The 13,460-nt window shown below is 69.4% G+C and carries 13 protein-coding genes and 1 tRNA gene; 5 read left to right on the forward strand and 9 right to left on the reverse strand.

Annotation, left to right across the window (positions count from 1 at the left end):
- Positions 1-38: 38 nt before the first annotated feature.
- The 3 genes from BMH31_RS07070 to BMH31_RS07075 are packed head-to-tail and all read left to right on the forward strand — an operon-like array spanning position 39 to position 1,806.
- The gene (locus BMH31_RS07070; RefSeq protein ID WP_099724568.1) at positions 39-1,013 is read left to right on the forward strand and encodes a class E sortase; all 975 of its coding nucleotides are present in this window, start codon (positions 39-41) and stop codon (positions 1,011-1,013) included.
- Positions 1,013-1,171 (forward strand): hypothetical protein, encoded by a 159-nt coding sequence (locus tag BMH31_RS15545; RefSeq protein WP_168187906.1) that lies wholly within the window; start codon positions 1,013-1,015, stop codon positions 1,169-1,171. Before BMH31_RS07070 ends, BMH31_RS15545 begins: the two co-directional genes overlap by 1 nt.
- Positions 1,168-1,806, forward strand: coding sequence for a gamma-glutamyl-gamma-aminobutyrate hydrolase family protein (locus BMH31_RS07075; protein WP_099724569.1), 639 nt, complete (start codon positions 1,168-1,170; stop codon positions 1,804-1,806). The genes BMH31_RS15545 and BMH31_RS07075 overlap by 4 nt, the downstream gene beginning before the upstream one ends.
- Before the next feature lie 39 nt (positions 1,807-1,845).
- Here BMH31_RS07075 and arr read toward each other — a convergent pair whose 3' ends face one another.
- The 8 genes from arr to BMH31_RS07115 all read right to left on the reverse strand — a co-directional run bounded on the left by arr (position 1,846) and on the right by BMH31_RS07115 (position 11,412).
- Positions 1,846-2,256: an NAD(+)--rifampin ADP-ribosyltransferase gene (gene arr, locus BMH31_RS07080; RefSeq protein ID WP_099724743.1), complete on the reverse strand. Its 411-nt coding sequence runs from the start codon at positions 2,254-2,256 to the stop codon at positions 1,846-1,848.
- Between the two features lie 62 nt (positions 2,257-2,318).
- The gene (gene pknB, locus BMH31_RS07085) at positions 2,319-4,013 is read right to left on the reverse strand and encodes a Stk1 family PASTA domain-containing Ser/Thr kinase (protein ID WP_099724570.1); all 1,695 of its coding nucleotides are present in this window, start codon (positions 4,011-4,013) and stop codon (positions 2,319-2,321) included.
- A gap of 84 nt (positions 4,014-4,097) precedes the next feature.
- A complete protein-coding gene (locus tag BMH31_RS07090) occupies positions 4,098-5,846 on the reverse strand; it encodes a serine/threonine-protein kinase (protein ID WP_099724571.1) in 1,749 nt (582 codons plus the stop codon).
- On the reverse strand, positions 5,843-7,324 hold the full coding sequence (locus BMH31_RS07095; protein ID WP_099724572.1) for a penicillin-binding protein 2: 1,482 nt from the start codon (positions 7,322-7,324) through the stop codon (positions 5,843-5,845). Before BMH31_RS07095 ends, BMH31_RS07090 begins: the two co-directional genes overlap by 4 nt.
- Positions 7,321-8,727 carry an FtsW/RodA/SpoVE family cell cycle protein gene (locus BMH31_RS07100; RefSeq protein WP_199068378.1) on the reverse strand — a complete coding sequence of 469 codons (1,407 nt, stop codon included), beginning with the start codon at positions 8,725-8,727 and terminating at the stop codon, positions 7,321-7,323. The genes BMH31_RS07095 and BMH31_RS07100 overlap by 4 nt, the downstream gene beginning before the upstream one ends.
- The gene (locus BMH31_RS07105; protein ID WP_099724573.1) at positions 8,724-9,974 is read right to left on the reverse strand and encodes a Stp1/IreP family PP2C-type Ser/Thr phosphatase; all 1,251 of its coding nucleotides are present in this window, start codon (positions 9,972-9,974) and stop codon (positions 8,724-8,726) included. Before BMH31_RS07105 ends, BMH31_RS07100 begins: the two co-directional genes overlap by 4 nt.
- 2 nt (positions 9,975-9,976) lie before the next feature.
- Complete coding sequence (locus BMH31_RS07110) at positions 9,977-10,567, reverse strand: FHA domain-containing protein (RefSeq protein WP_099724574.1); 591 nt, start codon at positions 10,565-10,567, stop codon at positions 9,977-9,979.
- Entirely contained in the window at positions 10,564-11,412 is an 849-nt protein-coding gene (locus tag BMH31_RS07115; protein ID WP_099724575.1) for a DUF3662 and FHA domain-containing protein, read from the reverse strand. Before BMH31_RS07115 ends, BMH31_RS07110 begins: the two co-directional genes overlap by 4 nt.
- Before the next feature lie 220 nt (positions 11,413-11,632).
- On the opposite strand from BMH31_RS07115, the gene BMH31_RS07120 reads away from it, so the two are divergent.
- A tRNA-Leu gene (locus tag BMH31_RS07120) sits at positions 11,633-11,716 on the forward strand.
- 110 nt (positions 11,717-11,826) lie between these two features.
- On the opposite strand, the gene BMH31_RS07125 is transcribed toward BMH31_RS07120, so the two are convergent.
- Complete coding sequence (locus BMH31_RS07125; protein ID WP_099724576.1) at positions 11,827-12,567, reverse strand: VIT family protein; 741 nt, start codon at positions 12,565-12,567, stop codon at positions 11,827-11,829.
- Positions 12,568-12,845: 278 nt separating this feature from the next.
- Here BMH31_RS07125 and BMH31_RS07130 point away from each other — a divergent pair, with 278 nt between their 5' ends.
- Positions 12,846-13,307 (forward strand): hypothetical protein, encoded by a 462-nt coding sequence (locus BMH31_RS07130; RefSeq protein ID WP_099724577.1) that lies wholly within the window; start codon positions 12,846-12,848, stop codon positions 13,305-13,307.
- Positions 13,308-13,460: the final 153 nt, after the last annotated feature.

A 13,460-nucleotide genomic window follows, 5' to 3' on the forward strand; every position in this document is an offset into this window, starting at 1 on the left:
CAAAGGACCCGTGCACCTCGCGCACGTAGAATGAGCGAATGGTCGATCCCTCCGATTCGCGGCGCGCCCGCCGCGAACAGCGCGCGTCGTCGCCCCGACGCGACCCCGACCTCGACGCCGTGCGCTCGCTCGGCTTCGAGGTCACCGAGCCGCCCCGGCAGTCGGCTCCGCGCGCGAACGCCGCAGGCGGGGGCGCTCGGGGCCGCGGACGCAAGCGCCGCCGCGGGCGGCTGAGCCCGCTCACGGTCATCGGCGAGCTGCTGCTCGTCGCCGGCATCGCGGTGTTCGGCTACCTCGTCTGGCAGCCGTGGCACACGGGCCTCGCCGTCGTCGACAAGCAGGCCGGCCTCGCCGCGGACGACTCCGCCAAGTGGCGCGAGCAGGCCGCCGAGCAGCCCAAGTGGGACGGCAAGGTCCCCGTCGTGCCGAAGCCCGAGGCCGCGCAGGTGTTCGGAGTGCTCTACGTGCCCGCGTTCGGCAAGACCTACGCCAACCGCATGGCCCAGACCACCGACTGGTGGACCGTGCTCAACCTCGACGAGAAGGGCATCGGGCACTACGAGAACACGCAGATGCCCGGCGAGCCCGGAAACTTCGCCGTGGCGGGGCACCGATCCGGGCCCCTGATCAACTCGTTCCGCGAGATCATGAACCTCCGCGTCGGCGATCCGCTGTACGTCGAGACCGCGCAGGGCTGGTACACCTACCGCTTCCGCAACGTCGAGTACGTGCTGCCGAACGAGACCGACGTGCTCAACCCGTTCCCGCGGCTCGAAGGAACCCCGGGCAAAGATCAGATCATGACCCTGACCACCTGCCATCCGAAGCTCGCGGGCAGTGCCGAGCGAGCCATCGGCTACGCCGTGTTCGAGGGCTTCCAGCCGCTGTCCGAGGGGCCGCCCGCGGCGCTCGCCAAGGCGAACCCCGAGGTCGCAAAGCAGTCGAAGGATCCGAACGCCCCCGCCGGCAACCCCGTCGAGCACGCGGCCTCGCAGATCGGAAAGGTGGGCTGATGTTCTCCCTGCTCTGGCGCTTCTTCCCCGGTCCCGTGTGGCTCCGCATCATCGTGCTGCTACTCGTCGCGGCGGCGCTCGTCTTCGCCCTCATCACGTACGTCTACCCGTGGGTCGCCATGCAGCTCTCCACGGAGGAAGTGACGGTCACCTCATGACGCGCATCCTGGTCATCGACAACTACGACAGCTTCGTCTACACCCTGAACGGGTATCTGCAGCAGCTCGGGGCGACCACCCGGGTGATCCGCAACGACGAGGTCGGTCTGGGCGAGCTCGAGCAGCTCGCCGCCGACTACGACGGCGTGCTCGTCTCTCCGGGCCCCGGCACCCCGGCCGATGCGGGCGTCTCCATCGGCATGGTGGGCATCGCGCTGCGCACCGGGATCCCGCTGCTCGGCGTCTGCCTCGGCCACCAGGCCATCGCGGAGGCCCTCGGCGCGACGGTGACGCACGCCGAGGAGCTGATGCACGGCAAGGTGTCGCGGGTGCGCCACCACGGCGACGCGTTCTTCGCGGGAGTGCCCGATGAGTTCGACGCGACCCGCTACCACTCGCTCGCGGTCGTCAGCGGCACCGTGCCCGAGGATCTGGTGGTCACGGCCGAGACGGCGGGCGGCGTCATCATGGCGCTGCGGCACCGCGAGCTGCCCATCTACGGCGTGCAGTACCACCCCGAGTCGGTGCTCACCGAGGGCGGCTACCAGCAGCTCGGCAACTGGCTCGCGGTCACGGGCGCGGCGAACGCGGCCGAGGTCGCGGCGACGCTCTCGCCCCTGCTCGCGCGCGACTGACGCGGGTCGGCACGACGGTTCGACGGAGCCGAGGGACCCTCAGTTGATGATCTCGCCGCGCTCGTCGTCGCGGATCGCCGCCAGGCGATCCCGCCACCCCTGCAGCGCCTCGGGGCTCAGCCGGGTCCAGTCGTCGACGACGGCGACGACCCGGAGCGGGTCCGCGCTGCGGTACGAGCGCGTCGGGTTGCCCGGGAATTTCTGGTCAGTCACGTTGGGGTCGTTCTCGAAGTCGCCCGTCGGCTCGACCAGGTAGACGCGGGGTTCGCCGTCCCCGGCCGCCAGCTCCGCCGCGAGGCCTGCGCCGTCGCGCAGCGCCGTGAAGTAGATGTGGTTCATCACGATCTCGGGGCGGTAGTTCGAGCGGAACCCCGCGGTGAGCAGGTCTCCGACCCGCAGCTTGGCCTTCGTGCCGTGGAAGAACGGTCCCGCATCGAGCACCTCGGTCATCGCCACAGGCTACTCCGTTGAAGCGCGGAGCGCATGCGGGGAATGACCGGGTTCGGCGGAGATCAGCCCGCGCAGTAGAAGATCTCGAGCTTGGTGCCCTGCGGCTGCTGGCCAGCGGTGGACTGCTCGACGATCGGCAGGTTCGCCACCTGCGGGCAGGTGTTGCGCGGCGTCACCGTGACGTCGAGGCCGAGGCCGCCGAGCAGCGACTTGGCGGCGTCGAGCGACTGGCCCGTCACGTCGGGCACGTTCACGCTGCCGCTCGCGATGGTGATCTGCACGGAGTCGCCCGGCTTGAGCCCGGTCCCTACCGCAGGGCTGACCGCGAGCACGCGGTCGGCGGGTGCGACGGCATCGTCCTGCTTCTTGATCACGCCGATCGAGAGGCCGAGATCCTCGAGCTTCTTCGTGTACTCGGCGACCGAGAGGTTCTGGAAGTCGGGCACGTCCGGCGAGACGGGGCCGGTCGAGATGAGGACCCGCACCGAGGTGTCGAGGTCGATCTTGCTGCCGCCGGCGGGATCGGTGCTGATCACGTGGCCGGAGGCGACCTTGTCGTCGCTCTGCTCGACCGGGACCGCGACGATGCCCATGTCCTTCAGCGTCTTGAGCGCGGCGTCCTTCTCGACGTTCACGAGCTCCGGCACCTGCCGGGTGTTGCTCGGCTGGATGTCCTTCGGCGCGAGGGTCATGAGCCAGAACACGACGGCGATGATGACGGCGCCGACGGTGAGGATCGCGGCCCAGGTCCACATCACCGGCGGGCGGCTCTGCGTGCGGGTGCCGCCGCCCTCGGAGAGCTGACGCAGCGCGAGCTCGGACTCGGAGACCTCGTCGCCGCCCGAGAACAGCACGTTGGTCTGATCGTCGGAACCGCCGAGCTTCGGCATGGTGCCGGAGAGCGCGAGGGCGAGCGCCTCGCGGAACTCGGACGCCGACTGGAACCGGCGGGCGCGATCCTTCGAGAGCGCGTGCAGCACGATTCGCTCGAGCTCCGGCGGGATCGAGGGGTTGCGCTCGGTGGGCGGCTGGGGCCGCTCGCTGACGTGCTGGTAGGCGACCGCGACCGCGGTGTCGCCGCGGAAGGGGACGTCGCCGGCCAGCAGCTCGTAGAGCAGAACGCCGACCGAGTAGAGGTCGGTGCGGGCGTCGACCGTCTCGCCCTTCGCCTGCTCGGGCGAGAAGTATGCGGCGGTGCCGAGGATCGCGGTGGTCTGCTGCACCGTCGAGGAGGTCTCGGAGACGGCGCGGGCGATGCCGAAGTCCATCACCTTGACCTGCCCGCTGCGAGTGATCATGATGTTCGCGGGCTTGATGTCGCGGTGCACGATCCCGGCGCGGTGCGAGTACTCGAGCGCGGTGAGCACGGCGTCGACCACGCGGCACGCCTCGGCGTGCGAGAGCGGTCCCTGGCTGAGCAGCTGGCGCAGGTTCTGTCCGTCGACGAACTCCATGACGATGAACGGCAGCCGCTGCGGGCCGTCGGCGGTCTGGATCAGGTCGTCGCCGGCGTCGAGCACGCGCACCACGCTGGGGTGCGCGAGTCGGGACGCCGACTGCGCCTCCTGCCGGAACCGCAGCCGGAACTGCTCGTCGCCCGCCAGATTCGCCTTCATCACCTTGATGGCGACCTGGCGACCCAGCTTGGTGTCGGTGCCGCGGTAGACGGTCGACATCCCGCCCTGGCCGATGAACTCGCCGATGGCGTAACGACCGGCGAGGATTCGCTGCTCGCCGACGTCCGTGCTCTCGGACATGCTCACCAACCTTTCGTTGCTCGCGATCTTCTCAGTCTAAAGGCAGGATCCTGGGATCCTCGGACGAGGGTACCTTACTGGCCGTTAGGGAGTCGGAGTCGGCGTTCCGTCGCTGTCACCGTTCGCATCGGCGGTGCTCGCCGCCTGCACCTGGATGGTGAGGGTGTCGGAGGCGGGCGAGGTGCGCTGGGCGGGGCCCGAGCAGGTGAAGGTGTAGCTCACGGTGAGCGGACCCGCCGTGTTGCCGGCCTTGATCTGGGCGCTGCCCTGGCTGGGCGGGCTCACGAGCGTGCCTCCGGTGACCTTCACGTCGAAGCTGTCGACGGTGAGGCCGGTCGGGCAGCTCGCGGTGATGCCCTGCACCGTGAAGGTGTCGCCCGCGGTGACCGTCTGCGGCCCGGTCGGGGTCCCGGGCTTCGCGGCGTCGCCGAACTTCGCGCTGAAGGTCAGTACGATCGCCTCGTCGAACGGGACGTCGGTGCCGGTCGGGTTGACTTCGGTGACGGTGTTCACCTTGTCGTCGGGGCCTGGGTTCCCCGCTTCGGTCTTGACGTTCGTGAAGCCGAGGCCCGTCAGGTAGGCCTTCGCCTCGTCGGCGTTCATGCCCACGAGCTTCGCGGAGTCGACCACACCGGTGGTCGGCTTCGGGGGCTCGGTCGTCTTCGACGTGGTCGGCTTGGTCGTGGTCGGCGTCTTGGAGTTCGTCGCCTTCGGCTTGTCGCCGCCCTGGTTCATCAGGGCGATGGCGGTGCCGCCGCCGATGATGAGCAGGAGTGCGAGCAGCGTGATGAGCGGCCAGGTCCACGGGCTGCGCTTCTTCTTGGGCTTCTCCTCGACGTCGCCCTCGGGCTCGCCGTCGATCGGCAGGCCGAGCTGCGCAGTGCCGGGCAGCGCGGTGGTCTGCGGCAGCGCGGTCGTCGCGGCATCGGCGGCCTGGGTCTGCGGCAGCACCTGGGTGGCGTCGGCCGGCGCGGTGCCGAGCACCTGCGGCACGTAGCTCGCCGCGAGGCGCACGTCGCCGCGGTGCAGCGCGGTCGCCGCCTGGGCGAGCTTCGCCGCGGTCTGCGGGCGATCCTCCGCGGCCTTCGCGAGGCACGCGTAGACGAGGTTGCGCACGGGTGCGGGGATGTCCTCGGGCAGGTCCGGCGGGGTGTCGTTGATCTGCGCCATCGCGATGGCGACCTGCGACTCGCCCGTGAAGGGGCGCTTGCCGGCGAGGCACTCGTAGGCGACGACGCCGAGCGAGTAGATGTCGGTCGACGGCGTCGCGGTGTGCCCGCTCGCCTGCTCGGGCGCCAGATACTGCACGGTGCCCATCACCTGGCCGGTGGCGGTGAGCGGCACCTGGTCGGCGATCCGTGCGATGCCGAAGTCGGTGATCTTGACGCGACCCTCGGGCGTGATCAGCAGGTTGCCCGGCTTGATGTCGCGGTGCACGAGGCCGGCGTCGTGCGCGGCCTGCAGCGAGGTCGCGGTCTGCGCGACGATGCCGAGCACGCGGTCCGGCGGCAGCTTGCCCTCGCGCTCGATGATGGTCGAGAGCGGTTCGCCGGGCACGAGCTCCATGACGATGTACGCGGAGCCCTGCTCCTCGCCGTAGTCGAACACGTTGGCGATGCCCTCGTGATTGACGAGCGCGGCGTGCCGCGCCTCCGCGCGGAAACGCTCGAGGAACCCGGGGTCCCCCATGTACTCGTCCTTCAGGATCTTGATCGCGACGGAGCGGCCGATGATGCTGTCGGTGGCTTTCCACACTTCGCCCATGCCGCCGACGGCGATCCGCGAGCTCAGCTCGTAGCGCCCACCGAACGTGACTCCTGCCGTAGGTCTCATTCGCTCAACACCGCTTCCATCACTTGTTTTCCGACCTTGGTCGGGAGCTCGTACGAGCTCCCGACGTTTCCAAACCGTTCGCCGCCGCCGTTCGCGATCACCACTGCCACCGCGATCTTCGGGTCCTGCACCGGCGCGAAGCCGGTGAACCAGAGCGTGTAGGGGCGGTCCGCGCCGTTCTCCTGGACACCGTTCTCCGCGGTGCCGGTCTTGCCGGCGACGCGCACGCCATCGATGGCGGCGAGGTGTCCCGTGCCGTCGGCGTCGGCGACCACACGCTCCATCATGTCAGTCATCGTCTGTGCCGTGGCTTTGGAGATGGGCTGGCTGAACTCTTCGGCCGAGAACTTCCGCTCGACCCGCAGGTCGGGAGTGATGATCTCGTCGACGAGCTGGGGTTTCATGACGGTGCCCTCGTTGGCGATGCCTGCCGAGACCATGGCCATCTGCAGCGGCGTGGCGCGCACGTCGAGCTGGCCGATCGAGGCGCTCGCGGCCTGGGCCTTGTCGATGGGGTTCGGCGACGCGCTCTGGGTGACCTTGAGCGGGATCTGCAGATCCTGCTCAAAACCGAACTTGCGGGCCATGTCGGACACCGTGTTGAGGTCCATGCCCATGGCCATCTCGGCGATCGGGATGTTGCAGGAGAGGATGAGCGCCTTCTCGAGCGACACCTTGTCGCCGGGGCCGCAGGTGGTGCGCGAGGCGTTCTGCATCACGGAGCTCGACTGGGGCAGGGTCAGCCGCGCCGGGTTCGGGTAGGTGCTCGTCGGCTTGGCCTTGCCCGCCTCGATGGCGGCCGCGGCGGTGACGAGCTTGAACGTCGAACCGGGGTGGTAGGTGTCGCCGGCGATCGCGCGGTTGTCCAGCGGCTTGGCCGGATCCGCGGTGAGCTGGTGGTAGTTCGTGATGATCTGCGCGTCGTCGTTCGACGAGAGCTTCGCAGGATCGAAGCTCGGGGTCGAGACCATCGCGAGGATCTTGCCGGTCTTGGGGTCGAGCGCCACGACAGCGCCCTCGAAGCCCTGCATCGCGTCCCACGCGGCGCGCTGCGCCTTGGCGTCGATGGTGGTCGAGACCGAGCTGCCCTGCGGCTCCACGCCGGTGATGGTGCGCATGAGGCGCGTGAAGAACTGCGAGTCGCCGATGCCCGAGAGCTCCTGGTTCATGGCCGACTCGAGGCCGGTCATGCCCTGGGAGTGCGAGTAGTAGCCCGTGATGGGCGCGTAGATCTCGCCGTCCTTGTAGTTGCGGGCGAAGCGGTACGTGTCCTTGGTGGGCGTCGAGTAGGCGACGGGGTTGCCGTCGACGAGGATCGATCCGCGCTCGACCTTGTAGCTGTTCTTGACCGTGCGCTGATTGAGCGCGTTGGAGCGCAGGTCGTCGGCCGAGACGAACTGGATCATCGTCACCGCAAAGAACAGCACGAAGAACATGCCGAACACGGTGCGGGTGAGGAGCTTGAGCGGTTTGTTCATGCGCGGATCACCAGCTTGGGTCGGTTGCGCACCGAGTTCGACAGGCGCAGCAGCAGGGCGACGATGATCCAGCTCGAGACGAGCGCGGACCCGCCGGCCGCGAGGAACGGCGCGGTGAGGCCGGTGAGCGGGATCACGCGGGTCACGCCGCCGACGACCACGAAGACCTGCAGCGCGAACGCGAAGCCGAGGCCGGCGCCGAGCAGCTTGCCGAAGTCGTCCTGCGCCGCGAATCCGATGCGCAGGGCGCGGCCGACGAGCAGCAGGTACGCCGCGAGCACGACGAAGAGGCCGATGAGGCCGAGCTCCTCGCCGAGGCTGGGGATGATGTAGTCGCTCTCGGAGACCGGGGTGTCCTGCGGGAATCCCTGGCCGAGGCCCGTGCCGGTCATGCCGCCGTTGGCCATGCCGAAGAGGCCCTGCACGAGCTGGTAGCTGGCACCCTGCGGGTCGGCGAACGGGTCGAGCCAGTTCGCGAAGCGCTTGTGCACGTAGGCGAGCGTCTGGCTCGCGATGAGGCCGCCGGCGAGGAAGAGGCCGCCGCCGAGGATGATCCAGCCGATGCGGCCCGTCGCGAGGTACAGCAGCGACAGGAACAGGCCGAAGTAGAGCAGCGAGGTGCCGAGGTCGCGCTGGAACACGAGCACCGACATGGCCGCCAGCCAGAACAGCAGCAGCGGGCCGAGGTCGCGGCCGCGCGGGAACCGGATGCCGGCGAACTTGCGGCCGACCATCGAGAGCGCCTCGCGGTTGCGGATCAGGTATCCGGCGAGGCAGACGGCCAGTAGGATCTTGGCGATCTCGCCGGGCTGGAACGTGAAGCTGCCGAGCTGGATCCACACCCGTGCGCCGCCGCGCTCGATGCCGATGCCCGGAAGCATCGGCAGGAGCAGCAGCACGACGGCCGCGAGGCCGGTGAGGTAGGTGTAGCGGAACAGCACCAGATGGTTGCGGATCACCGCGATCACGACGATGGCGGCGACGATGGCGATCGTCGACCAGACGAGCTGCTTGACCGAGAACGAGTCCCAGCCGGTGAGCTTCTTGGCGAGGTCGATCCGGTAGATCATCGCGATGCCGAGCGAGTTCAGGAACACGGCGATCGGCATGATCAGCGGGTCCGCGTCGGGCGCGACCCAGCGCACGGTGAAGTGCAGCCCGAGCACGGCGACCACGAACATGATCCCGGTCGGCAGCAGCGTGCTGCTCGGCTTGCCGGTCAACGTGAGGTCTGTGATGACGACGGCCGCGACGCCGATGGCGAGCGCGAACAGCACGAGCGCGAACTCGAGGCCGCGCAGCAGGCGCGGTGCGCGGATCGCGGTGATGCGCTGCAGCACGGTCTCGCTGGTGCGGGTCTGCTCGAAGGTGCGCGGCTCGTTCGTCTTGCTCTGCTTGCTCACTTGCCCGGCACCCCCAACCGCAGCACGATGTCGCGGGCCTCCTCGAGGGAGTCCGCGCTGAGCGTCCGCTTCACCTGGCGCTGCTCGTTGCCGTCGAGGGCGTCGAGCGGGATCTCGGTGTTCTCGGCGACCGAGTGCAGCGAGAACGAGCCGATGTCCTGCTGCACGCCGCGGTAGATGATCACGGTGCTGCCGTCGGTGCCGACGTAGTACCGGGTCTGGGTCCACTGGTAGCCGAGCACGAGCGCGGCCGCGATGCCGCCGAGGATCGCGAGCACGCCGAGCAGCCAGAGCAGGCGGCGCTGCCGGTTGCGGCGACGCGTCTCGGCGATGAGCTCGGCCAGGTACTCGTCGACGCGCGGCTCGAAGTGGCTCTCGGCGACGGGCGTCGCGCGGCGCACGGTGCGTCGGCGGTTGAGGATCTTGTTGCGGGCGGTGCTGATCCGCTCGCCGCCGGGGATCTCGGCCGCGGCGCTGCCCGCGAAGCGCGCACCGGGCAGCTGCTCCTCGGGGATCGGCTCCGGCGTGGTCTCGACGAGCACGACGGTCACGTTGTCGGGGGCGCCGTGCGAGAGGCTCTTGTCGATCAGCGCGTCGACGGCGCCCTGCAGCGAGCTGCGCCGGCGCATGATCTTCTCGATGTCGACGTCCTCGACATAGCCGCACAGGCCGTCGGAGCAGAGCAGCCAGACGTCGCCGGGCACGGTGTCGAGCACCGCGGTGTCGATCTCGGGGCTCGAGTCGACGTCGCCGAGCACACGCATGAGCACCGAGCGGCGGGGGTGGGTCTTCGCCTCCTCCTCGGTGATGCGGCCGCTGTCGACGAGGCGCTGCACGAAGGTGTGGTCCTTGGTGATCTGCTGCAGGCTGCCGTCGCGCAGCAGGTAGAGGCGGGAGTCGCCGATGTGGGCGAGCGCCAGGTGGTCGTCGACGGTCATGAAGCCGCAGAACGTGGTGCCCATGCCCGACAGCTCGGGGCGGTCGGAGACCGTGGAACGGAGCATGCGGTTCGCGTCGAGCAGCGACTGGCGCAGGGTCGAGGTCGCGGCCTCGGGGGTGGCGAGCTCGTCCTCGTCGAGTCGCGCCATGGCCTGCGTTGCGAGTGCGGAGGCGACGTCGCCGCCCGCGTGGCCGCCCATGCCGTCGGCCACCAGGAAGAGCTGCGTGCCGGCGAAGCCCGAATCCTGGTTGTTGGATCGCACCATGCCGACGTGGGAGCCGATGGCGCTCGCGAAACCGAATGCCACGGTCAGGGCCTCAGCTCGAAGGTGGTCGTGCCGATCGTAACCGGGGTGAACGTGGGGAGGGGGACCGGACCCGAGACGCGCTGGCCGTCGAGCTTGGTGCCGTTGGTCGAGTCGAGATCGGTCAGGGTCCACTGCTCGCCGACGCGGTTGAGGCGTGCGTGGTAGGTCGAGGTGTACTCGTCGACGATGACGAGGGTGGAATCGGGGCTGCGGCCGATGGTCACCAGATCCTCGTCGAGGGGGATCGCGGTGCCCGAGGCGACGCCCGAGGTGATGACGAGGGAACGGGCGGTACTGCCACCGGCAGAAGGGAGCGCGCCGCCCGTGGGGGTGACCACGGGTGCTGGCGGGATGCGGATCGAATCGGGCACCTGCGGTGCGGTGACGGGCGGTGCGGCCGCCGGAGCGGGGGCGGGCACGCTCGCGACGCCCGGGATCGGGCTCTGCGCGCCGCGCCCGCGGCCCTCGCCGCCGAGCTTGCGCACCGGGGCGCCGAACAGGTCGCTGCGCAGCGCGTAGACGATCGAGAAGATGAAGAACCACAGCAGCAGCAGGAAGCCGATGCGGAGGATCAGCAGAGTCAGCTCGCTCACAAGCCCCTCCAGAAGTCCTGGTCGATGCCGGGGGAGTCGCCGCCCGCCGAGGGCGCCGCGCTCGAGGCGCCGCCGGCGCGGGATCCCTGCTGCGGGTCGCGCGCGAGGTCGCGCTCGTGCTGGGACGGCACCGCGGTGGTCGGTGCCGCGGCGGGGCGCTGCGCCGGGGCTGCGCTCTGGGTGCGTGCCGGGACGAGCTGGAACCGCAGCTGGGTCTGGCCGATCGTGATGACCGTGCCGGGGCTCAGCGCGGCCTCGCGGAAGCGCTGCCCGTTGATCTTGGAACCGTTGGTCGAGCCGAGGTCGCGGGCGAGGCCGGCCTTGCCGTCCCAGAGCACCTGCAGGTGCTGGCGCGAGGCGCCCGTGTCGTTCAGCCGGATGTCGCAGTCGCTGCCGCGGCCGATGACCGTGGTGCCGGTGCGGAGCTGATGCCGCTGCCCGTCGACCTCGAGGGCGGGGATCCACTCCACGCCGCCCTTGACCTGGCTGGCGTCGACCTCGAGCACGCCCGTGGTGAGCTGCGGATCGACCCGGATCTCGACGTCGGGCTCACCGAGCAGCTGGTACTCCTGACGGGCGGCGTGCTTGCGCACGACCCCGACGAGCTCGGTCTCGAGCTGTCCGCCCATGCGCTGCAACCGGGTGCCGTCGGACTCGGAGACGCGCACCACGAATCGGTTCGGGGCGAGCGTGCGGTCGCGATCCACGATCACGGAGCCGACGTCGAGCTGCTTCTTCAGAGCGGAGGCGATCTCGACGGGCTGGACGCCGGAACGGAAGGTGCGCGCGAAGGCGCCGTTCACGGCGCGCTCGAGCCCGCGCTCCACGCTGTCGAGGATTCCCATCCCGTGCCTCCCCTCGTGCTGTTCGTCGGCGTGCGCCGTCGGATTCGGTGTGCGAGGGGAGCGACAGCCGGGGCCGCGCACACTCCTCGAGTGTTGCTCATGCTACTCGGAGCTGCTGAACGGGGTCCAAATCGCGCCGGGCGTCGTCGACTTTGGCAGAACGAGCCGATCCTGCTAAGCTGGTCTGGTTGCCCGGCGCTTCGGTGCTGGCGGCAGACTCGCGCGAGTGGCGGAATTGGCAGACGCGCTGGCTTCAGGTGCCAGTGCTCGAAAGGGCGTGGGGGTTCAAGTCCCCCCTCGCGCACGAGTAAGAAACAGCAGGCCCCGGATCGGATGATCCGGGGCCTGCTGTGTTTTCGACTCCAGGGGTGTCAACAGCGTGCTCGTCGACGAGCAAGCCAAGCCGTGCCGCGATCAGGCGATCGCGACCCCGAAGAGGAGCCCGATCGCGTAGGTGGCGGCCATCGTCGCCGAGCCCATGATCACGTTGCGCAGGATCGCCGGCCAGATGGGCGCCCTGCCGAGCCGTGCGCTGATGAGTCCCGTGAGGAACAGACCGACCACGACCGACGCGGCGGTCACGGCGACGGGAGAGCCGAGGGGCAGCAGGATCATCGCCAGGGGGATCAGCGCGCCGATCGTGAACGCGACGAACGACGACAGGGCGGCGTGCCACGGGTTCGTGAGTTCTTCGGGGTCGATCCCGAGCTCGACCTCCGCGTGCGCGGCGAGGGCGTTGTGCGCGGTGAGCTCCTCGGCGACCTGGCGGGCGAGGCCCGCCGACAGTCCGCGCTTCCGGTAGAGGCCGGTCAGCTCGGCGAGCTCCGCTGCGGGCTGCTCCTCGAGCTCCTGGATCTCCTTCGTGACCATCGCCTTCTCGGTGTCGCGCTGGGTGCTCACCGAGACGTATTCGCCGCCGGCCATGGAGAAGGCGCCGGCCACGAGGGCGGCGATGCCGGCGGTGGCGATCGCGGGGACGTTGCCGGGGGTGGCCGCGGCGACACCGACGACGACGCCCGCGACCGAGACGATCCCGTCGTTCGCGCCGAGCACGCCCGCGCGCAACCAGTTCAGGCGCTGGCCCAGGCGCTCATCGTTGTGGGCCTCGTGCAAGTGGTTAATCGCCGCTTCGATATCGGACGTCTCGTCGCTCATGGCTCCATGATGCTCCCGCTCAGGAGGCCCCACAAGCAAGGTAAGGCTGCGCATACCGGGCGCAGAGGTCGGCCTCGCCTAGGGTGTGATCCATGCGCCTCCGTCCCGTACTCGCCTTTGCAGCTCTCGGTGCTCTGCTCCTCGCCGGGTGTGCGCAGGAGCCCGACCGATCGAAGAGGACAGCACCGGCGGATAGACCGGAGACGACCGCGCAGGTCTCGACCGCTGATCCCAGCGAGAAGACGCAGTCGGATCCCTCTGCAGGGAAGCGCTGGACGATGCCGAAGGACTGCAGCGGCGTGGTGTCCGCCGAGCAGCTGGCGCGCTTCGACGGTCGGGTGGAACCGATGGTGTACTCGGCGACGTTCACCGGAGAAGCGGGCGACGAGCCTCGGTGGGCGTACTCGCTCGGGCCGGTGGCGCTCGCCGCGATGGCCTCGGCGACGGAGTCGATGAACTGCTCCTGGGGCATCCACTCGACCGATGCGGGAGCGACGGTGTTCGTCGGAAGGATCACCGAAAAGACCGCGACGGAGCTCTCTGCCGCACTCTCGGACTCCGTCTGGGAAGCGTACCGGGTGCCGGGTGCTGCGCACGCGTTCTCGAACCCGGTGAACAGCGACCATCGCCTCAGCACCCACCTGATCATCGATGGAGATCTCATCGTGATCGACGACCACACGATCGGGGATCCGTCCGGCGATTTCGCGATGTTCGCGTTCGAGAACATCTCCGGCTGAGGCGTCGTGGACCCCCGGATCCGCTCCTCGCCGCCGCGTCACTTTTCCCGCCGGGACTGCACTCTGTTTTGAAGGTCCATCGCTTGCGGGGGTGAGGCCTGTCATCATGAAGTACAGGGGGATACCGAGGACATGCCGTTCCGGACATGCACT

The organism is Leucobacter sp. OLIS6 (genome assembly GCF_002752355.1).
Classification (GTDB): Bacteria; Actinomycetota; Actinomycetes; order Actinomycetales; family Microbacteriaceae; genus Leucobacter.